18 protein-coding genes are annotated in these 24,756 nt (G+C 28.3%); 13 read left to right on the top strand and 5 right to left on the bottom strand.

Translation table 11 applies throughout. The annotated features are described in order from the left end of the window. Positions 1–112: 112 nt before the first annotated feature. Both XO10_RS03455 and rbsK read left to right on the top strand, forming a co-directional pair. Positions 113–1,177, top strand: coding sequence for a hypothetical protein (locus XO10_RS03455; RefSeq protein ID WP_075780383.1), 1,065 nt, complete (start codon positions 113–115; stop codon positions 1,175–1,177). Further along, a complete protein-coding gene (gene rbsK, locus XO10_RS03450) occupies positions 1,174–2,094 on the top strand; it encodes a ribokinase (RefSeq protein ID WP_014296185.1) in 921 nt (306 codons plus the stop codon). Before XO10_RS03455 ends, rbsK begins: the two co-directional genes overlap by 4 nt. A gap of 37 nt (positions 2,095–2,131) precedes the next feature. On the opposite strand, the gene glgB is transcribed toward rbsK, so the two are convergent. The 4 genes from glgB to XO10_RS03430 all read right to left on the bottom strand — a co-directional run bounded on the left by glgB (position 2,132) and on the right by XO10_RS03430 (position 8,089). Then, positions 2,132–4,330 (bottom strand): 1,4-alpha-glucan branching protein GlgB, encoded by a 2,199-nt coding sequence (glgB, locus tag XO10_RS03445; protein ID WP_014296184.1) that lies wholly within the window; start codon positions 4,328–4,330, stop codon positions 2,132–2,134. Positions 4,331–4,718: 388 nt separating this feature from the next. Further along, entirely contained in the window at positions 4,719–5,969 is a 1,251-nt protein-coding gene (locus XO10_RS03440; RefSeq protein ID WP_014296183.1) for a glycerate kinase, read from the bottom strand. A 68-nt stretch (positions 5,970–6,037) separates the two neighbouring features. Continuing rightward, a complete protein-coding gene (locus XO10_RS03435) occupies positions 6,038–6,628 on the bottom strand; it encodes a transglycosylase SLT domain-containing protein (protein WP_014296182.1) in 591 nt (196 codons plus the stop codon). Positions 6,629–6,637: 9 nt separating this feature from the next. Then, the gene (locus XO10_RS03430; protein WP_175421121.1) at positions 6,638–8,089 is read right to left on the bottom strand and encodes an alpha-amylase family glycosyl hydrolase; all 1,452 of its coding nucleotides are present in this window, start codon (positions 8,087–8,089) and stop codon (positions 6,638–6,640) included. A gap of 60 nt (positions 8,090–8,149) precedes the next feature. Here XO10_RS03430 and XO10_RS03425 point away from each other — a divergent pair, with 60 nt between their 5' ends. Further along, a complete protein-coding gene (locus XO10_RS03425) occupies positions 8,150–9,895 on the top strand; it encodes an HD-GYP domain-containing protein (RefSeq protein ID WP_175421120.1) in 1,746 nt (581 codons plus the stop codon). 23 nt (positions 9,896–9,918) lie between these two features. On the opposite strand, the gene XO10_RS03420 is transcribed toward XO10_RS03425, so the two are convergent. Continuing rightward, complete coding sequence (locus XO10_RS03420; RefSeq protein ID WP_014296179.1) at positions 9,919–11,100, bottom strand: S-layer homology domain-containing protein; 1,182 nt, start codon at positions 11,098–11,100, stop codon at positions 9,919–9,921. 209 nt (positions 11,101–11,309) lie between these two features. Here XO10_RS03420 and aspS point away from each other — a divergent pair, with 209 nt between their 5' ends. The 10 genes from aspS to hslU all read left to right on the top strand — a co-directional run bounded on the left by aspS (position 11,310) and on the right by hslU (position 24,755). After that, positions 11,310–13,070 (top strand): aspartate--tRNA ligase, encoded by a 1,761-nt coding sequence (gene aspS, locus XO10_RS03415; RefSeq protein ID WP_014296178.1) that lies wholly within the window; start codon positions 11,310–11,312, stop codon positions 13,068–13,070. An 11-nt stretch (positions 13,071–13,081) separates the two neighbouring features. Continuing rightward, on the top strand, positions 13,082–13,750 hold the full coding sequence (gene cmk / locus XO10_RS03410) for a (d)CMP kinase (protein ID WP_014296177.1): 669 nt from the start codon (positions 13,082–13,084) through the stop codon (positions 13,748–13,750). A 5-nt stretch (positions 13,751–13,755) separates the two neighbouring features. Then, positions 13,756–14,607, top strand: a complete 852-nt coding sequence (gene ispH, locus XO10_RS03405) for a 4-hydroxy-3-methylbut-2-enyl diphosphate reductase (RefSeq protein ID WP_014296176.1) — start codon at positions 13,756–13,758, stop codon at positions 14,605–14,607. Further along, positions 14,600–16,159, top strand: coding sequence for a S1 RNA-binding domain-containing protein (locus tag XO10_RS03400; RefSeq protein WP_014296175.1), 1,560 nt, complete (start codon positions 14,600–14,602; stop codon positions 16,157–16,159). Before ispH ends, XO10_RS03400 begins: the two co-directional genes overlap by 8 nt. Positions 16,160–16,174: 15 nt before the next feature. After that, a complete protein-coding gene (gene der / locus XO10_RS03395; protein WP_014296174.1) occupies positions 16,175–17,506 on the top strand; it encodes a ribosome biogenesis GTPase Der in 1,332 nt (443 codons plus the stop codon). Between the two features lie 13 nt (positions 17,507–17,519). Beyond that, complete coding sequence (plsY, locus tag XO10_RS03390; RefSeq protein ID WP_175421119.1) at positions 17,520–18,116, top strand: glycerol-3-phosphate 1-O-acyltransferase PlsY; 597 nt, start codon at positions 17,520–17,522, stop codon at positions 18,114–18,116. Beyond that, positions 18,116–19,870 carry a hypothetical protein gene (locus XO10_RS03385; protein ID WP_014296172.1) on the top strand — a complete coding sequence of 585 codons (1,755 nt, stop codon included), beginning with the start codon at positions 18,116–18,118 and terminating at the stop codon, positions 19,868–19,870. Before plsY ends, XO10_RS03385 begins: the two co-directional genes overlap by 1 nt. Beyond that, positions 19,860–20,318: a lipopolysaccharide assembly protein LapB gene (locus XO10_RS03380; RefSeq protein ID WP_041638471.1), complete on the top strand. Its 459-nt coding sequence runs from the start codon at positions 19,860–19,862 to the stop codon at positions 20,316–20,318. The genes XO10_RS03385 and XO10_RS03380 overlap by 11 nt, the downstream gene beginning before the upstream one ends. Positions 20,319–20,338: 20 nt before the next feature. Further along, on the top strand, positions 20,339–23,230 hold the full coding sequence (locus XO10_RS03375; RefSeq protein ID WP_014296170.1) for a polysaccharide biosynthesis/export family protein: 2,892 nt from the start codon (positions 20,339–20,341) through the stop codon (positions 23,228–23,230). 130 nt (positions 23,231–23,360) lie between these two features. Next, positions 23,361–24,755 carry an ATP-dependent protease ATPase subunit HslU gene (gene hslU / locus XO10_RS03370; RefSeq protein ID WP_014296169.1) on the top strand — a complete coding sequence of 465 codons (1,395 nt, stop codon included), beginning with the start codon at positions 23,361–23,363 and terminating at the stop codon, positions 24,753–24,755. Position 24,756: the final 1 nt, after the last annotated feature.

Genomic DNA, 24,756 nt, shown 5'->3' with positions numbered 1-24,756 from the left:
TATTATTTTGAGTATGCGTAAGTATGATTGAGTATGCGTGAGTATGCGTGAGTATGCTTAATTTCGAAAAAATATATGATATAATAAAATAGAAAAAGTGAGGTGTAAAGCTATGTGGAAAAATTATATCATAATATTACTGATTTTTGTATTATTTTTTTCATCTTGTATAAAAAAAGCTGAACCGATTGTTGACACCAATTTTTCTGATTTGTCTGATAATCAAAAAGAAATCCTGATAAGAGTAATGGCTGCAGCATATAATGCTGGGGAAAATAGGGATTTTAAAGATATTTTAAATAATTATGTTTATAGTACTTCATATACTTATGATGAAAATATATGGGGCAATTATAAATATTTCACTGGATTAAGCAATATTATGCCAACGAAGAATTTAACCTTAAAAGATATAGATTCAGAAGATAAAAGGATAGAAATTTATGTTGGAAATATTATGAATAATTATATAAATAACAGTAATTCTGTTAAACTTATAGATGCATTTGATGAAAAGATTCCTGTAAATCCTCAAAAAACAGATAGGGATTTTTCCAATTTAAATCCAGAATTATTATCCAGTTATGAGAAAAGAGATTTTCTTGTTGAAAGAGTCTATAATCTTATTTCAAGAGATTATAATGATAAATATTTATTCAGAACATGGTATGATAAATATTTTAGTGAAGAATTAACCAACGAAGAAATACGAAAATATGCAGAATATATTGTTGATGTTGCATATACATATACGCATTCAAATATAATTCTGGAAAACAAAACATCTTATGACCCTCCAAAAGTATATCTAAACCATATACCTGTTGAATTGGCTCTTGCAATAATATATCAGGAGTCAAAATTCTTTCCAGGAACATTTAGGGCAGAAATTAGGGATAATAAAATATATGCCATTTCATTTGGATTAAGCCATATATTAATAGACGCAGACTTTTTATATATCGCTTCATCTAATGATGATATTGGTGATGGAATAATAAAACAATATAAATTTAATCAAATTTCAAGTTATTATCTTGGCAATAATTTAAATGAAGAAACATATTTTTCAGATTGGGATTTAATTACAATTCGTGGGTCGATATTATATGAATTAATATTTTTAGACTCGCTTTATCAAAAATTTATAGTAGATGTGAAGGAGGCTATAAAATGATAGGAGTTATAGGTAGTTCAAATATGGATATTGTTTTAACTGTAGAACATTTCACCAATCCCGGGGAAACTCAAAAAGCAAAAGAATTGGAATACTTTCCAGGAGGAAAAGGAGCAAATCAGGCTGTTGCTGCAGCAAAACTTTCAAATAAAGAAGTATACTTTTTTACAGCGCTTGGAAATGATGAATTTGGGAAAAAGCTTGCCAGGAATTTTGACGAATTAAATATAAAAGGATATGTTTATACAGATTTGCCAACAGGAAGAGCATATATCGAAGTAACAAAAAAAGGAGAAAATAGAATAGTTATATTTGAAGGAGCAAATGGTTTTATTACGCCTGAAATTGTTGAAAAAAAGATAGGGATTTTGCAGGAATATAAATATTTTTTGTTGCAAAATGAAATACCTTTTGAAACAACATTGCATGTAGCAAAAATATTAAAATCTAAAAAGAAGATAGTTATATTTGATCCGGCACCAGCTCCCAACATAACAGATGAAATTTTTAAGTATGTTGATTATTTTACACCAAATGAGGAAGAATTTAAGTATCTTTCAAATAAATTTTTTAACCTTGATCCAGAAAAAAATTTAAAAGAGATATTAAGAAAGTTCTTTAATCTCGGAATAAAAAATATTATATTAAAACGCGGGCCAGAAGACGTAATATTATATAATAGAAATTATATATTGAAAATTCCTGCATTTAAGTTTGAAAATGTAATTGATACCACAGCGGCTGGAGATGTTTTTAATGGGGCATTGGCTACTGCATTAGAAGAGGGTAAAAATATTAAAGAGGCAATAGTTTTTGCATGTGCAGCAGCAGGATTGTCTGTTACAAGAAAGGGTGCTCAATCATCAATACCTGCTCGTAAAGAGGTTGATGAATTTCTGGAAACAATAGATAGATAAAAAAAGCCAGAGTTTTTAAAAACTCTGGCTTTTAAAATTATTGTTTCTTCCATTTAAAATATATTCCTGCAAGAGGAGGTAAGGTAATATTAATTGAGTATTCTCTTCCGTGGAATGGAATATGCTCTGCATATATTCCGCCCTGGTTTCCTACATTACTTCCCCAATATATTTCAGAATCTGTATTTAATATTTCTTTATAAAATCCGGGTTTTGGAACACCTATTCTATAATCATATCTTACAACAGGTGTGAAATTAAATACTGCAACAATAAATTCATCAGGATTTTTACCCTTTCTAATAAATGAAATAACACTATTTTCAGCATCATTATAATCTATCCATTCAAATCCTTCAGGCGAATAATCAACTTCATATAATTCGGGGTTTTCTTTATACAACCTATTAAGATCATCGATTAATTTTAACATCTTTTTATGAGAATCAAATTCTAACAAATTCCAATCAAGTGCTTTTTTACAATTCCATTCATTAAATTGAGCTATATCATTGCCCATAAACAATAATTTTTTTCCTGGATGTGCGAACATATAAGAATAGAATAACCTTAAATTAGCAAATTTTTGCCAGTAATCCCCGGGCATTTTATTTATCATAGAACCTTTTCCGTGAACAACTTCATCATGAGATAAAACGAGTATATAATTTTCCGAAAATGCATATACCAGTGAAAAAGTCAATTCATTTTGATGATGTTTTCTAAATAATGGATCTCTGGCCATATATCTCAATGAATCATTCATCCATCCCATATTCCATTTCATGGAAAAACCGAGACCGCCAAGATCTACAGGTTTAGATACTCCTGGCCATGCAGTTGATTCTTCAGCGATAGTCAATATTCCAGGGAAGTATTTATGAGTAATTGAATTAAAGTATTTTAAAAATTCTATAGCTTCAAGGTTTTCTCTACCGCCATAAATATTTGGTATCCATTCTCCTTCTTTTCTACTAAAATCAAGATATAACATAGAAGCCACAGCGTCAACTCTTAAGCCATCTATATGAAATTTATCGAGCCAATAAAGTGCATTGGATATAAGGAAATTCTTAACTTCATTTCTTCCATAATTGAATATATATGTTCCCCAATCTGGATGTTCTCCTAATCGAGGATCCATATGTTCATATAAGGCTGTTCCATCAAATTTTCCTAAGCCATGTGCGTCTTTTGGAAAATGCCCTGGAACCCAATCAAGTATAACTCCAATATTATGTTGATGCATATAATCAACAAAGTACATAAAATCTTCAGGTGTTCCATAACGACTTGTTGGTGAAAAGTAACCTGTTACCTGATATCCCCACGATTCATCAAGAGGGTGTTCTAAAACTGGCATAATTTCAATATGAGTGTATCCATGTTTTTTTACGTATTCAACCAACTGATGTGCCAGTTCTCTATAATTTAAGAATTCATCATTATTTTTTTTCTTCCATGAACCAAGATGAACTTCGTAAATAGAAATAGGTTTTTCAAACCAATTTGTTTCTCTTCTTTTATCCATCCATTTTTTGTCATTCCATCTGTGTTTATTATTTAAATCATAAACAATGGAAGCATTTTTAGGACGCAATTCAGTATATGTTGCATATGGATCGGCCTTTAATAATAATTCCCCGGTTTGTGTTTTTATTTCAAATTTATAAATATCTCCTTCTTGAACCAATGGAATAAAAATTTCCCAGACTCCAGAACTTCCGAGAACTCTCATTTGATGAACTCTGCCATCCCAATTATTAAAATTACCAACTACGCTTACTCTCTTAGCATTTGGTGCCCATACTGCAAAATATGTTCCTTTTGCACCATCTATTTCCATTGGATGAGCACCAAGCTTTTCATAAATCTTATGATTATTTCCTTCATTAAAAAGATACAGATCATAGTCTGTAAGAACAGGTAGAAAACTGTATGGATCCCGTGACTTCCAGCTATTTCCAATTGAATCAGTGTATAAAAATTCATATTTAAAGAATGTTTTTCTTTTTAAAACTTTTTCAAATAATCCATCTGGATGTATTTTTTCCATTTTGTATTTTCTTTTTGTTTTTGTATCTAAATTGATTATTTCTATTTTTTCAGCAAAAGGGTGAAATGTTCTTATAACAATTTCCTTTTCATTTAATTTATGAATTCCTAAAACTGAAAACGGGTCATGATGCTCAGCTTTTACTATTTTTAACATTTCATCATTAAGCATGCTTCCCATATTAATACCCCCTTACACGGTTAGCTTTTGAGAAAATCAAAGAAAAAAGAAGATTTTTCCTTTTACTTGTCTTTCTTTAATTATAACACATTTTTTTGCGCTGTCAATAGAAAGTATAAAAAATATTAAAAAAAATATAAAATCCTCTGAAAATAATATTTGAGTGTCCAATAATTAAAAACGCTCAAACCTTGATTGCAAATCTTCAAAAATAGCTCATTCCCACCGGTCGTTGCAGACTCACGTCCATGTTCGTCTTCACTCAAAATCACATCCATGTGATTTTGACCGGTTCCATTCGCTATTTTTTCAGGCAATCTGCGAGTTTTCGCTTTTTTAAATTATTGGACACTGTAAAAATAATATATTCTTCAGAGGATTTTATATTTCAATCAACAAGTAATATCATTATATCATTGACATTGGTTCCTGTTGGACCGGTTTTTAAAAGAGCCTCACCTTCACTTAACCCATTATAGGTATCGTTATTCTCTAAATAAATTTCAGGATCAAGCCCTTTTTTTCGAATTTTAGTTATTGTTTTTCCGTTTACAATTCCTCCTGCTGCATCTGTAGGACCATCTGTTCCATCTGTTCCAAAGGAAGAAAAATAAACATTTTCAAAACCTTCTATATCAATAGCAAAAGAATATGATAATTCCTGATTTCTTCCGCCATAACCAGTTCCTTTAACATAAACTATGGTTTCTCCTCCAGCGATTATTGCAGCAGGAGGTTTTAAGGGATTTCCCGTTGTAATTATTTCCTTGGCAATTCCAGCAAAGATTTTTCCAGCTTCCTTTGCTTCGGCATTTAATATGGAAGTAAGCAATAATGTATTATATCCCAATTCTTTAGCTTTTTTTATAGCTTCTTCACAGGCGAGTCTTACACTTCCAATTATTATATGTTTGGCATTTTGAATATTTTTTGGTGTTTCTTTTTTCAGGAGTGAAAGTATTTTATCATTAATATTTAACTCATATTTTTTTATTACATTTAACACGTCATTGTATGTATATTTATCAGGATAGGCTGGACCGGAAGCAATACTTTCAAGATTATCGCCAAGTACATCGGACAATACAAGAGCATATATATTTTTTGGATAAATTAAATTAGCAAATTTTCCACCTTTTACCCTGGAAAGTCTTTTTCTTATCATGTTTATTTCATTAATTTCAGCACCAGATTTTAAAAGTTGATCGGTAATATTCTGTATGTCATGTAATGTAATATTATCTTCTGGCATTTCAAATAACGCTGAACCACCACCGGATATTAAAAATAAAATAATATAATCATCTGGTAACTTTTTAATTCTTTCAATTGCGATTTTTGTGGCATTTAAACTGTTTTCATCTGGTATTGGGTGTCCTGCTTCAAAGATTTCAAGTGAATCGATTTTTCCCAGGCTATGCTTATATTTTGTAATAACTATACCATCTTTTATTTTATCTTTTAATATTTCTTTAGCAGCATTAGCCATTCTCCATGCAGCCTTTCCAATTGATAATAAGAATATTTTATTATTGTTTTGAATTTCTGAAAATTTACTTATATGTTTTTTTACGGCATTTTCGGGTAATACAGAATTAATGGTATGGGAAATAATTTCTCTTAGTTCTTTCTCGGCCATAGCAATTCCCCCTTTCATCTTTATTATAACATAATAATAAAAAACCCTGCATTTTTGCAGGGTTTTGTTTAAATAATTGGATATTCTATTGTAATTTGTGCAATTTTAAATACTACCTTTTCTAAGTAATAGGAATTACCTCCGCCATTATACCATCCTACAGCATGGGTTATATCACCGTGTATTTCCTGTAAATAAGATAAATAAGCAGTTCCTACAAGAATATTATATTTAGGATCAAATAATAATCTATCCTTTATCCATTTTAAATCTGTGGATTTGTAGCCGTATTTTTCAAATCTGTCATAATACATTTCAATAATATATTTAGCTGTTTCAGCACGAATTTGCATGTATCCAATCTCTCCATATTTTCCTATAACGTTTCTAAAACTCGTTTCAATATCGATAATAGAGGCTATGAGAATTGGTGAAATGTTAAATTCCTTTGATGCTAATAAAATGCCTTCTGCTAATGCTACTTTTCTTTCTGGTTTTAATTCTTTTCCTGTAGTAAGTTTGTATTCTCGGTTCATAAAGTCCATTAAAAAGATTTTTAAATTTGTTTCGTTTGTAAGGTTATAATTCTTATCATTTCCAAAATTGAGAATACTTACTACAAGTATTAAGATGATAATAAGATGTTTTTTTATAAACATCACCTCCGTTTAATTTTTTATATTTTTTATAATTATTGTAGAATGTCCATTGAGTTTTATAATGTTTTTGTTTTTTACAAAAGAACCATTTAATAGCTGTATTTCGGTATTTTTGATGTTTATATTTATAGGTTGATTTTTAAAATTATGATAAACATCAAATTTGTTGTTTTTACCTATTAATGAATACGAAATAAAGTATCTGTTGTTTCTTATATTATCTATTCTGGCATTAGAAAGCCAGATATTGTCTTTTCTAAATTTAATTAATGTTTTTATATAATTGAGAAGACTGTCTATATCATTTCTTTCTGATTCGTATGAAATATTTGAATATGGCGGGTTATATTTACAACCTTTCCATTCCGTTTGACCGGGTCCAAATCCGTTTTCATACCATTGAAATGGTTCTTGAGAATCTTCTGTAAAGTTTACATCTAAGTTTAATCCTTTCATTCCTAGCTCTTCGCCATAGTATATAAATTGATATCCTGGAAGCGTGAATAATATTGAATAAGCTAATTTAACTTTATTGATGTCGTTATTTAATTCTGAAACAAGGCGATTCATATCATGATTTGTTAAAAAGTTGCCCGAAACAGATTCAACATTCCCCTTTATATAATGGGATAATGTATTTTTAATGCCTTTTACCAATAAATGGGGATCTTGAAACTTTACAGCATCTTTTATTTCATAGGATAATGGAAAATTAAATTCGATATCAAATAGTCCATGATATTTTTTAACCACCTCTGGTGAATCCCAGATTTCACTAACAATAATGGAATTTTCATTTATAGATTTTATATAATCCACCATTTCCTTCCAGAATTTAATGGTTTTTTCATGTTGATATTCAAATTTTCCTTTTTCTATATTGTAATCAAAGATATGTTTTGCTGCATCCAGTCTGAATCCATCAATTCCAAGATCTAACCAGAATTTAAAAATACCTCTCATTTCTTCCCATAACTCAGGATTTTCGAAATTTAAATCTGGCGAGGAAGAGCCAAATAAACCATAGAAATATTTATCTTTGTATTTAAACCATATTGGACTGTTGTCCCAATGTCTCTTTTCGTTTATATCTGTTTTTTCATTTTGCCATACATAATAGTCGACATATTTTTTATCTCCATTAATAGCTTTTTGAAACCACTGGCATTTTACAGAAGTGTGATTAATTGGGATATCTAAAATAATTTTTATATTTTTTTCATGTGCTATTTTTATTAATTTTTTTAAATCATCAAAATTACCGTATAAAGGATTTATCGAATAGAAGTCAATAATAGTATAGCCATGAAAAGAAGCTGATTTCATAATTGGTAATAACCATATTCCATCTATTCCCAGTGTTTGTAAATAATCCAATTTTTGAGTTATACCATTTAAATCTCCAATTCCGTCATCATTTGAATCAAAAAATGAACGAACAAATAATTCATAGAAAATCATTTAAATCCCCTTTCATAATTTATGATATAATACATATTGAGACTATTATGAGGTGATAATATGAAACAAAAATTGACCATGTATAAAATAACGATTATATATATTCTCGCATTATTAATTTTAATTTTCTCCTCTTTCCTTATCATATCATCTTTTTTGAAACAAAAGGAGCAAATAGATAAATTTTATGAAAATATCAAATTAACAATAGAAGTGGTAGATTCCATAATTATAAATGATTTTGAAAATGAAATAATTGATTTTGTTTATTCACAAGAGAATACAAATATTATTGAAGAAGTGGAAAAACCAGAAAGAATAGAAAAAACAAAATTCCTTAAAAATATATATGATGTTAATTTATATTATATAGTTTCTGAAAACCCTAAACCTATATTTCTTTTAATATATAAAAATACATATAAGTATATTAGTTTAAATTTTGAAACGTTATTTGATAACAGATTTCTCAATATAAATCTGTTTTTTGATTATTATATAGTTGATAATTATGGAAATTTTATATATGGAAACAGAGATTTATATGAAAAAAATAAAAAAGAAATTTGTGTAAAAAAAATTTGTAGAAGAGATGGAACTTATTTGAGTGATTTTGAATTTTTTAATTTAAAAAATGAAAATTTATTAAAGATTTATACGTTTTATAAACCGAATATTTTTGGGTTTATAAGAGATTATGCACAAACTATTTTGTATACTTTTATTCTGGCATTTTTATTTGCACTTGTGTTTCATTATATTATTTATAAATATATTACAGGAGTTTTTAAGGATAATGTAAAAAAAATAAGTGAGATACATATAAATTATAATACGGGTAAAATTTTAAAAAATGAATTTGAACCATCAAAAGTAAAAGAATTTGATGAAATATTTAATTTATTTAACGAGAAGATTTATTTGCTTGAGAAACCTATTGAAAATCTTTTAAAAGAGAATAAGTATTTAAGAAATGAAAATGAAAAATTATATAAAGAAAATGCAGGGATAATAAACTTTTTATCGGCATTTAAAAAATTTTCATATGGAAAGATTACATATCAAAATTTTAAATTTGAAGTAAAAAAGATAATTGAAGATATGACATTTGAATCTGAACCTTTAAAAGAATCATTAAATTTTCTTTTTAATGATTTAAGTATAAAAACAATTGAAAATGAAAATTTAAAAAGAAATTATTTTGAACAACTGGAAATTTTGTTTAGCGTTCTTGGTGTTTTGGCTGAAATAAAAGAATATAATTATAAGCATGTGGAATTAATGGGAGAAATTTCTATTTTAATAGGAAAAAAAATAAAAATGAAAGAGCCACAATTAAAAAATCTGTATTTAGGTGCAAAAATACATGATCTTGGAAAAAGCTATATTCCAGATAGCATTTTATTAAAAAAAGAAAAACTAACAGATGAAGAATGGGAAATAATAAAAAAACATCCTAAAATAGGATTTTTATTGATAAAAGAAATTTCTTTAAAGCCTTTTTCAACAGCTGCAATGATTATTATTTCTCATCATGAAAGATGGGATGGAAAGGGATATCCATATGGAATAGAAGGAGAGAGTATTCCAATAGAAAGTAGAATAGTGAGTATAATAGATACATTTGTTGCGTTAATTACAGAAAAACCGTATAGAAAAGCATATACATATTCTGAAGCATTTAAAATAATAGAGTATGAAAAAGGAAAGAAATTTGATCCGGAATTGGTTGATGTGTTTCTTGAATCAAAAGAAGAAATAATAAATATAATCCAGGAAATAAAAAATAAAAAAGCCGTGTTGTGAAACACGGCTTTTTTATTTTTTTATTACAATGTAAAAGCGATAACAACAGCTCCAATTGAAATTAATACAGAGATAATTCCTAATGTCTTGGCAAATCCAGCGTCTTTCTTTAATTGATCATTATTGCTTGTGCTATCTGAAATATCTGCTTTTAATTCTTCGATTTTTTCGTTAAATGTTTTTGCAGTTACATAATTTGATAATTTTGTATCTAAAGCAGAAACTTCAAGATATCTTGTTAAATCTGTTTTTAATGCATAATCTTTTAAGTCTCCTAAAGTTGCATATTTTTTAAGATCAGAAAGCATAGCATAATCTTTCAATGTATCTTTAGTAACATAATTATCCAATTTTGTATTAAATGCATTTATTGAATTAGCATTTTCATCAACTTTTGATTTTAAAGAAGATAATTCCATTTCTAAAGCTTTGAAATCTTCTGATTTTACAAATCTGGTTTCTAAATCAGAAATTTTTGCGTAATCGGAAAGATATTCTTTTACTGTTGCTTCAACATCATCTTTCGTTGCAAATTTGTCATTTAAATTCATTATTTCATTATTATATTTTTCTTCTAAAGCAGCAACTTTATTAGCGAGAACTCCTAAAGTTTCCATTGCTGACTTATTTGCTGATAAATCTTTTTTAACGCTTTCAACTGAAGAATAAAGAGCTTTTAATTCTGCAACCTGTGATTCTAAAGATTTAATTCTTGCATCGTAAGTTGAAACTTCTTTTTCTACAGCATCTGTTTTTGAACTTAAAAAGCTTAATACGTCATACGCACTTTTTAATTCATTTACGGAATTTTCGAGTTGTGTAATTTTTGAGTTGAATTCTTTTGTATCCATATTTAACAATTGAGCTTTTATCATTGCATTGATTTCATCTTTTGATAATCCCTGTTGTTTTGATAATTCGTTAACCTTTTTATCTAATTCAACAACCTTTTCAGCAAGAGTTGCAAATAACTGTTGTTCAACATACTTTAATGCTCTATCTAAAGCAACAGTTAACTGATATCTGTTTACCTGAGATAATCCCTGATATGTTCCATCTGGAAAGCCTTCTATAATTCCAAGTGAAGATAACCTTTCAATTGAATCGTATGCCCAGTGATTTACAGGGACATCTTTATATGTTGTTGCAGCAAATGATGCTACTGCCAATGCTAACGCCATAAGAATGATTAATAGTTTTTTCATCCTATACACCTCCAAAAAATTTTATTATTTTCTTAAGTCTCATATCTTATTTTACCACAAAAATCAAAAAAAATGGTAAAATAAATTGGTATTTTTAGACATATTTTTATGATATACTTATAAAGAAAAATTTCTTCACTGTTATTTTCCCTGTAAATATAAGAAAAATCCTAAATTTATTATATAAAAATCTATCTGGAGGTGTTTAAATGAAATTAAAAAGAACACATAAGTGTGGGAATTTAAATTCATCAAATATAGGTCAGGAAGTTATCCTGAATGGTTGGGTTGAAAGAATAAGGGATCTTGGAGGAATTAAATTTGGATTGTTGAGAGATATTTCTGGAAAGGTTCAATTTGTTATAGATCCTGAAAATAAAGAAATTTATGAAATTGCAAAAACAATAGGAAATGAATATGTAATAGCTATAAAAGGTGTTGTAAGAAAAAGACCTGACGATGCGATTAATAAAAATATGCCAACTGGTGAAATTGAAATTGACGTAAATGATATGGAAGTATTATCAGAATCAGAAACTCCGCCTATTTATGTAAATAAAGATGAGGAAATTTCAGAAAATCTAAGATTAAAATATAGATATCTTGATTTAAGAAAGGATAGAATGAAAAAAAATCTTGTAATGAGGCATAAGGCTTTACAAATTGTAAGGCAATACCTTTCTGAAAATGACTTTTTGGAAATAGAAACACCATATTTAACTAAAAGTACCCCTGAAGGTGCAAGAGACTTTTTAGTGCCATCAAGATTAAAACCAGGTAATTTCTATGCATTACCTCAGTCACCACAATTGTTTAAACAATTGTTAATGGTTTCTGGATTTGATAGATACTTCCAGATTGCACGATGTTTTAGAGATGAAGACTTTAGAGCAGATAGACAGCCTGAATTTTCACAAATAGACTTTGAAATGTCATTTGTTGAAATGGATGATATTTTAACACTTACAGAAGGGTTATTAAAAAAATTATTTAAAGAATTATTAGATTATGATCTTGAAACACCTTTAAGAAGATTTACATACGATGAAGTGATGAATAAATATGGCAGTGATAAACCAGACACAAGATATGGCCTTGAAATTAATGATTTTAGCGAAGACTTTAAAGAAACAAAAGCAGATTTCATAAGAAAAGTGATAGAAAATGGTGGAAAAATCAAAGGAATAGTTTTATCTGAAAAAGCAGATAAATTCTCAAGAAAAAGAATAGATGAATATACAGAATTTGCAAAATCAGTTGGTGCAGGTGGACTTATCTGGATAAAAAATGAAAAAGGAGAAGTAAAATCTTCAATTAAGAAAATAGCTGAAAATGAAATCAAAAATATATTTGATAAAGGTCTTATAAAAGATAACGATATAGCTTTCTTAATTGTTGGAGAAAATGAAGAAGTGAATAAGATTTTAGGTCATATAAGGGTTAAATTAATAAAAGAAGAGATGGAAAAGAAAGATGGATTTGATGTATTATGGGTTGTAGACTTTCCAATGTTTGCATGGGATGAAGAAGAAAACAGACTTGTTGCGGAGCATCATCCTTTCACAATGCCAAAACTTGATGATTTTGAAAAATATGCAGATTCAGATCCATTGAAAATAAGAGCTCAATGTTATGATCTTGTTATAAATGGGTATGAAATGGCAAGTGGTAGTATAAGAATTCACAGAAAAGATCTTCAGAATAAAATCTTTGAAATGATAGGTTTAAGTGATGAAGAAATAAATGAAAAATTCGGATTCTTGATTGAAGCATTTAAATATGGTCCTCCACCACATGGAGGAGCCGCAATAGGATTTGATAGATTAATTGCTGTAATGGCAGGAGAGGATTCAATAAAAGAGGTTATAGCCTTCCCGAAAACAGCAAGTGGTTCAGATCCTATGACAGAAGCTCCATCGGAAGTTTCTGAAAAACAATTAAACGAATTAAAGATAAAATTAGATTTATGAGGTGACATGGAATGAGCAAAACATTCAAAGTGGCAATTGATGGACCAGCGGGTTCAGGAAAAAGTACTATAGCAAAGGAAATAGCAAAGATATTTAATTTATATTATCTTGATAGCGGTGCATTATATAGAGCTTTTGGGTATTTCGTAAAAAAAATGAATTTTGATTTATTTAATGAAGATGATATAATAAAAGCATTGAAAGACTTTGATATAAAAATAATTGATGGTGAATATTATCTTGGTGACGAAAAGCTTGGAATGCAGATTCGAACGCCTGAAATTGGAAAAGCAGCTTCTATAGTAGCTAAAAATGAAAAAGTAAGAAATAAGGTTAATGAAATATTAAAATCACTTTCGAAAATACATAATGTTGTTATTGATGGAAGAGATATTGGAACAGTGGTATTACCTGATGCTGACGTGAAAATCTTTCTTACAGCATCAATTGAAGAAAGAGCCAGAAGAAGATATAAAGAATTACTTGAAAAAGGGAAAAATGTAAATTATGAGGAAATTTATAAAGAAATAGAAAAAAGAGATATTGCTGATTCCACAAGAGATATAGCTCCATTAAAACCTGCTGAAGATGCAATAACCGTTGATACTACTGGGAAAGATATTAAAACAGTAGTTGATGAAATTAGTAAAATAATAAATAAAAAAATAAATCAGGAGTGAATTTTGTGGAAATAAAATTAGCCTCAAAAATAGGTTTTTGTTATGGTGTTCAAAGAGCATACGAAAAAGCAGTAGAGCTTTCAAAAAGTGGTGAAAAGGTATATTTATATGGAGATCTTGTTCATAATAATGAAGTAAAAAAAGATTTGTTAAATAGGGGAATTTTATCTTTTGAATCTTTGGATGTTTTACCGGAAGATTCCGGAGAAGCAATTTGTATTATCAGGGCTCATGGTGTTCCCAAAAAAGATAAAGAATATTTAGAAAAGAATTTTAAAAAAATAGTTGATTTAACCTGCCCTATTGTTGAAAATGTTTTTAAATATGCATATGAAATGCAGAAAAAAGGATATTTTATAGTTGCATATGGCAAAAAAGAACATGCTGAAATGATAGGATTAAAAGGAAACATAGATGAAGAAAAAGTTATTATTTTAAGAGAACCTACATATGTTAAAAGCGATAAAATATGTATAATTACTCAAACAACCATGGATTATAATAATTTCAAAAATTTTTCCTCAGAAATGGTAAAATTATGCGATTATAATGAGATTTTAATTAAAGATACAATTTGTTATGAAACGAAAATCAGAGAAAATGAAGCAAAAGATATTGCAATTTGGGCAGAATTTGTTATAATAATAGGCGGAAAGCATAGTTCCAATACGCGAAAGTTATATGAAATTTCAAAAAAATATAATGAAAATACGGTTCATATTGATTCGGTTAATGAGTTAAAAGAAATGCAGATTACAAAACAATATAATAGGGTGGGAATTCTTACAGGGACTTCCACACCAAATAAATCATTAGAAGAAGTCATTGAATATCTAAGGAGGGGTTTTGATGGTTGAAGACAAAAACGAGTTTGAGAAGATGCTTGATGAAGTAAGTGAATTTCATATAAAAAAGGGGGAAACATTAACTGGTGAGATTATTTCCATTAGTTCTGATGGAGTATACGTTTCTGCGCCAGGGAAAGCATTTGATGTTTATGTGGGAAAGGATTATTTATTAAAAAATATTGATGAATATAAAAAAGGTGAAAAAATAAAGGTAAAGCTTTTAAAAATTAATGATGCAGAAGGACAGGCTTTTGGTTCTGAAAAAGCTGCAAAGAAAGACGAAATAATTGATGAAATTGTAGAAGGTAAAGTAGTAAAGGGAAAAATCAAAGAAAGAGTTGAAAAAGGATATATAGTAGAACTTGAAAATGTTGTAAGAGCATTTTTGCCAGGTTCTCTTGCAATGTTAAATCCAAATGAACCATTTCCAAGAGAAGAAATGGATTTTCTTGTAATTAAAAGAGAAGAGAGAAGAAGAAGATTAAATATTGTAGTTTCAAGAAAAGGATTGGTAGATAAATATATCGAGGAATTTTTCAATACACATAATTTAAATACACTTGTTGAAGGTGTAGTTACGGGAATAAAAGAATTTGGATTATTTATAAGTTTAAATCCATACATTACAGCATTGGTTCCAAAAAGCGAAATTTCCTGGGATAAAAAAGTTGATATAAATGAAATGTATAAAATAGGAGACAAAGTAAAAGGTATAATTATAAAACTTGATAAAGAAAATAGAAAAATTTCTGTATCAGTAAAAAGATTAAAAGACGATCCATGGGAAACAGTAGAAAAAGATTATCCAGTTGATTCAATTGTAGAAGGGGAAGTTATAGAAATATTCCCATTTGGATTTGCTGTAAAATTAGGTGAAGGTATTGAAGGATTGGTACATGAATCAGAAATTTTCTGGTCAGGTAAAAGGAAAATTGAGGATGTTGTATCAGTTGGAGATAAAGTGAAAGTAAAAGTTCTCTCAATTGATAAAGACAAAAAGAAAATCACATTAAGCTATAAACAGGTTTTAGGAGATCCATGGAAAGATATTGATGAAAAATTGCATGAAGGCGATATTGTAGATGGAGTGGTAGAAAAAATATTACCAAATGGTTTGATAATAAAACTCGATAATGAATTAACAGGATTTTCCCATGTTTCAGAATTATCCTGGAATTTTGTAGATAATGTTGAAGATTTATTTAAAGAAGGAGATAAAGTAAAAGTAAAGGTTTTACATGTAGATAAAGAAAATAGGAAAATAAAATTAAGTGTAAAACAGGCAAAAGAAAATCCATGGAAAAAGGTATCAAATGAATTAAAAAATGGTGATGAAATTTCAGGTAAAGTGGTAAAATATGTTGGAAAAGGTGCTGTAATTATCGTTGATGAATATGAAGTAGAAGCATTTATTCCAAAATCAAAGATAAATCTTGAAGAAAATCAGGATATAAAAGATGTATTGGAAATTGGAAGTACAGTAAATGGTAAAATAATTAAAATAGAATTTGAAGCTGAAGATCAAAAAGGAAGTATGGTTGTTAGCTTATTAGAAGAATAAGAGGTGATTAAATAAATGAAACCAGTTGTACTAATCATTGGGAAACCAAATGTAGGCAAATCAACTTTATTTAACAGGTTGATAAAAGAAAAAAAAGCAATAGTAATGGATATGCCAGGTGTAACAAGAGATCAAATATTTAGTGAGGCACGCTACGATGGGCGTGCCTTCACCTTAGTTGATACATGTGGTATTTTTGAAGAGCCTACCAATGAATTAGAAGCTATTGCAAAAGAAAAAGTTATGAATTCGCTTGAAGAAGCGGATTCAATAATATTTGTAATTGATGGAAGAAATGGATTAACCGCAGAAGACTATTATCTTGCAAACACACTTAGAAAAATAAAGGATAAAGTAATTCTTGTTGCAAATAAGGTTGAATCATATGAAAAGTTTGAATTAAACGTATTGCCAGAAATTTATAAATTAGGATTTGGAGAGCCAATTCCAATATCTGCTGAACATAATAAAAATCTGGATGAATTAATAGAAAAATTATTTGAAAAAATTCCAGAGCATATGGAAGAGTTAGAAGAAAATGATGAAGATATTATAAAGGTTGCTCTAATTGGGAGAGCAAATGCCGGTAAATCCTCATTATTTAATGCAATTACAGGTATTGAAAGAGCAATAGTTTCAAATGTTCCGGGGACAACAAGGGATACAATAGATGAATTAGTGGAAATAAATGGACAGAAATATCTTTTTGTTGACACAGCAGGATTAAAGAGAAAATCAAAAACCAAATACGGCAGTGTGGAAATGTATAGTACTGTTAGGACTATACGTGCAATTGAAAACTCAGATGTGGTGGTTCTTTTAATTGATGCAACAGAGGGAATTACTCAACAGGATAAAAAAGTAATAGGAACTGCTGAAAATAGAGGTAAGGCTACAGTTATAGCATTTAATAAATGGGATTTAGTAAAGTATCACGATAAAAGAGTGGAAGAATATTTAAAAATGTTTGAAAAAGAATTATATTTTGTAAATTATAGTCCTGTTGTATTTACTTCCACAGTAAAACATTGGGGAATAGAAAAACTTATGGATGCAATTAACACCGCATATGAATCATATACAAGAAGAATACCAACAAGCGCTTTAAATGCGGCATTGGAAAGATTTATGATGGTTTCTCCACCACCAGTTAGAAAAGGAAAAAGAATAAAGATATATTATGGAACTCAGGTTGATGTAAAACCACCGGTATTTACATTTTTCAGCAATATGCCTCATGAAATACCAAAATCATATCAAAGAGCTATTCAAAATATGATACGTAGATATATAGATCCATTTATTGGATCCCCTGTATTTATAAAATTTAAAAACCGTAAGAAATAATGAGGTGATTAAATTGTCTTTGATATTATGGATAATTTTTGGATATTTATGTGGTTCTATACCTTTTAGTTATATTATGGCAAAAATAAAAGGTATAGATATCACCAAAGTTGGAAGTGGAAATGTTGGAGGAACAAATGTTTTAAGAAGTGCAGGGGCTTTGCCTGGAATATTAAGCATGGTTCTTGATGCAACTAAGGCATTTTGTCCAACATTTTTAGCCTTTAAATTTTCTGGAAGTATAGCTTATTTAGTGGCATTAGCTGCTGTATTAGGGCATTTGTTTCCGATATGGTTAAGATTTAAAGGTGGTAAAGGAGTGGCTTCCACTGTTGGTACGTATTTTGCATTAAATCCTACAATTGGATGGTTGTTTTTTATGATATGGCTTCCTATAACGTTAATTACAAAATATGTATCGCTGGCCTCTATAGTTACATTAACAATACTTGGATTTGTTAGTTTCCTTTTTTCAAAAGAATTGGGAATATTAAATCTTACCCTTGCAGGGTTAAGTGTATATATGCATAAAGCTAATATTCAGAGATTAATTAATGGAAATGAAAGAAAAACAGATATCATAGAGATAATTAAGAAATCGGTAAGATAATGAAAAATAAGTTTATTGTTCTGGTATTTCTTATTGTACTAACTATTTTTGCATATTCTCAAAATTTAACAGAAAGCGAAAAAATGGCTCGAAAATTATTTTCGGAGAGCCTTCAGGCTTTTTTTTCTGGTAATAGATATGAAGCAAGATTAAAGTTATCTGAAGCAATGACCAATGAAATTTATTTAAATGATGTTCCATATTTCTGGTATTACGCAGCAAAATTAGATTTATTGCTTGGACAGATTGATAAAGCACAGGAAGATTTAAACAATATTTTGTTTTTTGCTCCCTCCAATAGCGAAACAATATCGCTTAACAAATTTATATCGTCTCTTAAAACATTTGGCGTAGCAGAGCATCCTGAATTAAAAGTAAAAGAATTATTTAAGGTAAAAAATATAATTAATTCGAACGAAAAGTTTTATATTATAAACGATTTTGAAATAATAAATGAGTATATATATCTTCTTGATGTTCAAAATAAATTGATATATTATACAAATGCTAATAATACAGTTGAAGGCTGGATAAAATTAAATGAAATAATTTCCGATGATTTTGAAGCGATAAATATATATTATGATGACAGAACAGATTATTTTTATATTTCAGGAAATACAGGATTATATTTAATGAAGAATTTTTCCAAATCGAATAAATATGTGTTTACAAAAATTAGTTCCTTAAAGAATCTATTATTGTTTGGAATTGATAAAGTGGGAAGGTTCTGGGTATTTTCAAATGAGAAAAATAGTGTTTTAGAGTTAGATTATACTGGAAAAGTTATTGAAGAGTTCAAAATGTCTCATGATGAATTTATTACTTCAGGTTCATTATTTGATGGTGAGATTAAGCTTTTAGATATAAAAAACAAAAAATTGCTATATTTTTCTATTTTTGAAAAAAAGATTGTAAAACAATATATTTTAAAAAACAAGCACCTTCCATATAGCATAGCCTCTTTGCCGTTTAATATAACTTTGATATCTTTTATGAATGATAAGACATATTTATTTGAAGATGGAAAATTAAAAGAATTCTATAAATTTCCATATCTATTAAAATATAAAAATGGTGTAATAACCAAGTTTGACTATACCAAATTTCAGGCTTCGCTTGATATGGTGGATTTTGAAAGTGAAACATTACCGTTTTACATATTTATATATAGCATAGCATTTAATACAGAAAAAATGAAAATAGACTTAAAAATTAATACTGTTTATCCAGGAAATAACTTTATAGAATTTATAAGTAAAAAGATTTATATTACCGATTCAGAGGGAAGGTATGCGTTTAATTACAATAAAAGTTTAGAGAAACCGAATTTTTATTATTTTGATAATACAGAACATCTATTTCTTGAAATGTTACCAAAAATAAAAAATGATTCTGTGGTAATTTTAAATGATGAAGAAAATTCAGACATAAATAAATATGTTAATATAACAAGTATAATACCGTTTATATTTACAAATACATCGTTATATATAGTAAAAAATCAATATATAACAGAACAAACTCAAAATTTGGTAAAATTAACAGGTGGAGCAATTATTCCTAAAGAAGATTTTGGTTTATTTGAAAAATACATAAAAGACTCAAAAAAGATTATTCAAAAAATAAATTATAAAATATTCCCTCCAATTGCACCGGGTATTAGACCGGTAAGAATCTTTTTACATATTGGGAATAAAGTGATAACAGATACTATGTATTATTATTCGGAAGGTGTTGGAATTGCAGAATAAAAAAGAAATCAATTATTATATCAGTATAGCCAATATGGCATTAAAAGAAAGTAATGTGGATTTTGCCATTGAAAATTATGAAATGGTGTTAAAAGATGAACCGAATAATATAATAGCCTTGCATAATCTGGGTGTATGTTATTTAATGAAAAATGAATATTCCAAAGCGGCCGATTTTTTTAGAAAAGCTATAAATAATGGTTTTAACTCTGAAGAGACAAATTTTTATTTAATGAAAGCATTATTTGAATCTGGAAAATATGAAGAATGCATTAAAATAAAGGTTAATGAAATGTATTTTATGGAAATGAACATGTTATTATTAAGATCATATTTAAAATTAAAGGAATTTTCTAAAGCCAGTGAAATATTGAATTTGTTAAAATTAAATGGTTTTTCCAATCAGGAATTAAATCTTATAGAGCAAATAATTAAAATAAAAAAATAAATATAGCGGGAGGTTTTTTTATGAAGAAGAAACTCGTTCTTTTATTGACTGTATTATTGGTTATAGTTGCATTTTCAGAATATACTATCAGAAAAGGAGATGTTCTTGGAATATGGGTTTTTGGATATCCAGAATATTCCAATCAACAAATACTTGTTGGTCCTGATGGCATGATAACAGTTCCACCAATAGGAAGAATGAAAGCAGAAGGTAAAGATATATCACAGCTCGAAAATGAAATTAAAGAAAAAATGGCCATTTATATAAAATCACCTAATATAACTTTGGGTATTACCAATTACGCTCCATTTAGAGTTCAAATAATTGGTAATGTAAAAGAACAGGGAATTGTTGAAATGCCTTTACCTCAGTTAAGTCTTTCAAAGGTATTGGCGTTAGCTGGTGGATTTGCTGTAGAATGGAAAAGTTCTAAAGTTATTGTAAAATATCCTGATGGAAAGATAGAAAAATATGATATAACAAATTTATTCAAAGGTTTATTACTTGAGGACGATCCAATGATTCCAGAGAATTCTACAATTCTTGTTCCTTTTGAATATAATAACGATATAACTGTTTATACAGATTTTGGAATAAAAACATTGCAATTTTATGATGGAATAACTTTAAATGATATTATTTCTGAAGCAATATCTGTAACAGAAGTAAATTTACAAATGCTTGATAATAATATAATGATTTTAAGAGGAAATAATATCTTAAACATAACATTTGATGAGCTAAAAACGAAAAAAATAATGCTTGAAAAAGGCGATACAGTTGTTATAAAAAAGCTTGATAAATATGTATATGTTTTTGGAATTGATGAAAAAGGTGGAAAAGTATTATTTGAAAAAGATGAAAGTTTTGATTTGAAAACATTAATGGCAAAATTAGGAATAGATCCAAAAAAGGTTTTATATAAAGTTTATGATAAAAAAACCGGAAAACCAATAGAAGTTACAGAAAATTATGAATTTGCACCTGGACAATTTGTAGAATTTACTCCTATTGAAAATTATGTTTTTGTAAATGGAAGAGGAAAAATAATATTTGAACCAAATGAATCATTTGATTTAAATACATTAATTGGAAAATTAGGTATTGATAAAGATACAACAAAGGTTAAAATATACGATCCAGAAACAAAAGAAACCTTTGAAGCTACAACAAATATAAATTTAAAAAATAATATGTCCATAGAATTTATTTCTCAGGAAAAATATATTTATATGACTGGAAGAGGAAAAATAGTATTTAGAAAAAATGAAAAATTTGATTTAGATACATTAATAGGTAAATATGGAATAGATAAAGATTCAGCTATAATAAAAATATTTGACCCTGAAACAAAAGAAACTATTGAAGCTACAAAAAATATAGATTTTAAACCAGGAATGTTTGTGGATGTAACAACAATAGATAAAGTTGTATATATAACAGGTGATATTGCAAGAACAATGAGATTTTCAAAAAACGAAAAAATAGATAAACAAACAATCTTAGCAAAACTTGGTATTTTAGAGGATAACGTAAAAACATTTGAAGTTGAAAATGGAGAATTAAAAGCAGGAGCAATTATAAAAATAAAAATAAAAAAGAATTATGTATATTTATTTGGTGCATTTAATTATAATGGAAAATTGGATTTCAACCTTTCAGAGCCAATGACTTTATCAGCTATTATAGCAAGGGCAAGGGGTTTTAGAAGCGATTTTAGCGGAAGAATAATAGTATTGGGAGATAATTATTCTAAAACATATTATATTGAAGAAAATAAAGTATATAACGATATTATAGATTCTGGAATGACCTTATTAGCTGAAACTTCTAAGAGAAATGTATATATATTAGGTGAAGGTGTAGTTCCAGGAACATATGTTGCAAAATACAGTGAATCAATATGGGATATCTTGTTAAAATCAGGATTTATTCCATCTAAAAAATATGAAATTGTGATAAAGGATGAAAATGGTGTATACAAATTAAATGGAGCAGAAGCTCAAGAAAAGTTAAGTATAATTCCTGTTATTAAACCTATTTATATAAACGTGGTAAAAACACAAAACGATAACATAATTGTATATAAAAATGGTATGATAAAAACATTAACCCCTAAGAATCAAGATTATGTAACGCTAATTAATTTATATAGTGCTGTAGATGGGTTCTCACCTTCAAGAACTGGTACTATAACAATATATCAAAACAATGAAAAAATAGCTGAATATACAAATTCTGACGTAATTAACAATCCAATGGCAAAAATTCCAATGGGAACATATGTAACTGTTGAAACAGATGTTAATCTAAATTATATAACTATTCTTGGTAATACATCACCAAGAAGTATAAAAACAGAGGTCTCAATACCTTTAACAGAATTATTGGGTCAAATTTCTATTGATTGGAGAAGTCAAGAAGTCATTAAATTGTATTTGAAATCTGGAGAAGTTAAAGAAATTAATTTAGATTCCGTAGAAAATTTAAATAAAATATTAGTGGAACCAGGAACAGTAGTATATATTCCAAGTACACACAATCAGGTAGTATATATCTTTGGTGAGGTTCTAAAACCTGGAATGATACCATATACAAAAGGATTAAATGTTATAGAAGCTTTATTTAAAGCTGGGGTTAATAAACAAACAGCAGAACTTTCAAATGTATATTTATTTACAGATGGTCCAGATCAACCACCGATTGTATTAAATCTTAAAGATTTTTATAATGGATCAAACGTTCCAGAAGAAATGAATAAATTATTAGAACCAGGAGACATCATCTTTGTTCCAAAAAATGCAATGACAAATGTTTTAGGTGTAATGAGTATAGTAAACAACTTTATGAGCTTCTTTAATAATGGTTATGCAACATATTCAAATATCAATAATATAATCCAAGGAAAGTAAAAATGATTTTAATGCCCGCGTTTTGCGGGCATTTTTTTCATCCACTTTCATATTTTCTTTACCATTAATACAATATATTTATGGTATAATTATCTTGATTAATTTTAATTTAAGGAAAGAGGTGGATTAAATGGCAGTTGAATTAACCCCAAAACAAATTGTAAAAGAATTAGATAAATATATTATAGGGCAAAATGAAGCGAAAAAATCAGTAGCTATTGCTTTAAGAAACAGATATAGAAGATTAAAATTAGAAGAAAATATGAGAAAAGAAATTATGCCTAAAAATATACTTATGATAGGTCCAACAGGTGTTGGTAAAACAGAAATAGCCAGAAGATTAGCTCAAATAGCAAATGCGCCATTTATAAAAGTTGAAGCCACAAGATTTACAGAAGTTGGATATGTAGGAAAAAATGTTGAATCAATGATAAGGGAACTTGTTGATGTTTCAATAAATATGGTCAGAAATGAAATGATGGAAAATGTTCAGGATAAAGCAGAAAAAATGGTTGAAGAAATTATTCTTGACTCTATTATGGGTGTAAAAAAGAAGAAAAATATGAATGCAGGTAATTTTATGGACTTACTTAATATGTTTGGTCAAAATCAGCCAAGAAGAGAAGAGCCAGAAGAACCAGTAGATAATTTTGAAAGAAGGGAAGCATTAAGACAAAAATTAAGAAATGGTGAATTAGAAGATATAGAAATAGAAATAGAGGTTGAAGAAGCTCCAGCTCCTATGTTTGCTGGATTGGGGCCTGAATTTGAAGATATGGGAATTCAAATTGGCGAAATGTTCTCAAATATGATGCCTAAAAAAATCAAAAGAAAAAAAGTAAAAATAAGAGACGCAAGAAAATTATTATTACCTCTTGAAGCAGAAAAATTAATAGATAAAGAAAAAATGATTCAGGAAGCAATAGATAGAGCTCAAAATAGAGGTATAATATTTATTGATGAAATGGATAAAATAGCGGCAAGATCAGGTGGATCAGGACCCGATGTTTCAAGAGAAGGTGTTCAAAGAGATTTATTGCCTATAGTAGAAGGTACTACAGTTATTACAAAACATGGCCCAATAAAAACAGATTATATGTTATTTATAGCAGCAGGTGCTTTCCATGTTGCAAAACCATCTGATTTAATACCGGAAATACAGGGAAGATTTCCAATAAGAGTAGAACTTGAAGCTTTAACAGAAAAAGACTTTATAAGAATATTAGTAGAACCGGAAAATGCAATTACAAAACAGTACAAAGCATTGCTTGAAACAGATGGAGTGAACCTTGTATTTACAGAAGAAGGAATTGAAGAAATTGCAAAAATTGCCTTTGATTTAAACGAAAGAATTGAAAATATTGGCGCGAGAAGACTATATACAGTAGTTGAAAAAGTGCTTGAAGAAGTATCATTTGAAGCTCCACTTGAAACAGAAGTTGAAATTCAGATAACCAAAGAATATGTAAGGCAGAGAATAGGAGAATTAGCAGATAACAAGGATTTAAGCGAATTTGTTTTATAGT

The sequence above is a fragment of the Marinitoga sp. 1135 genome, assembly GCF_013363245.1.
GTDB lineage: Bacteria > Thermotogota > Thermotogae > Petrotogales > Petrotogaceae > Marinitoga > Marinitoga piezophila.
This window is presented reverse-complemented; position numbering and strand designations above follow the sequence as displayed.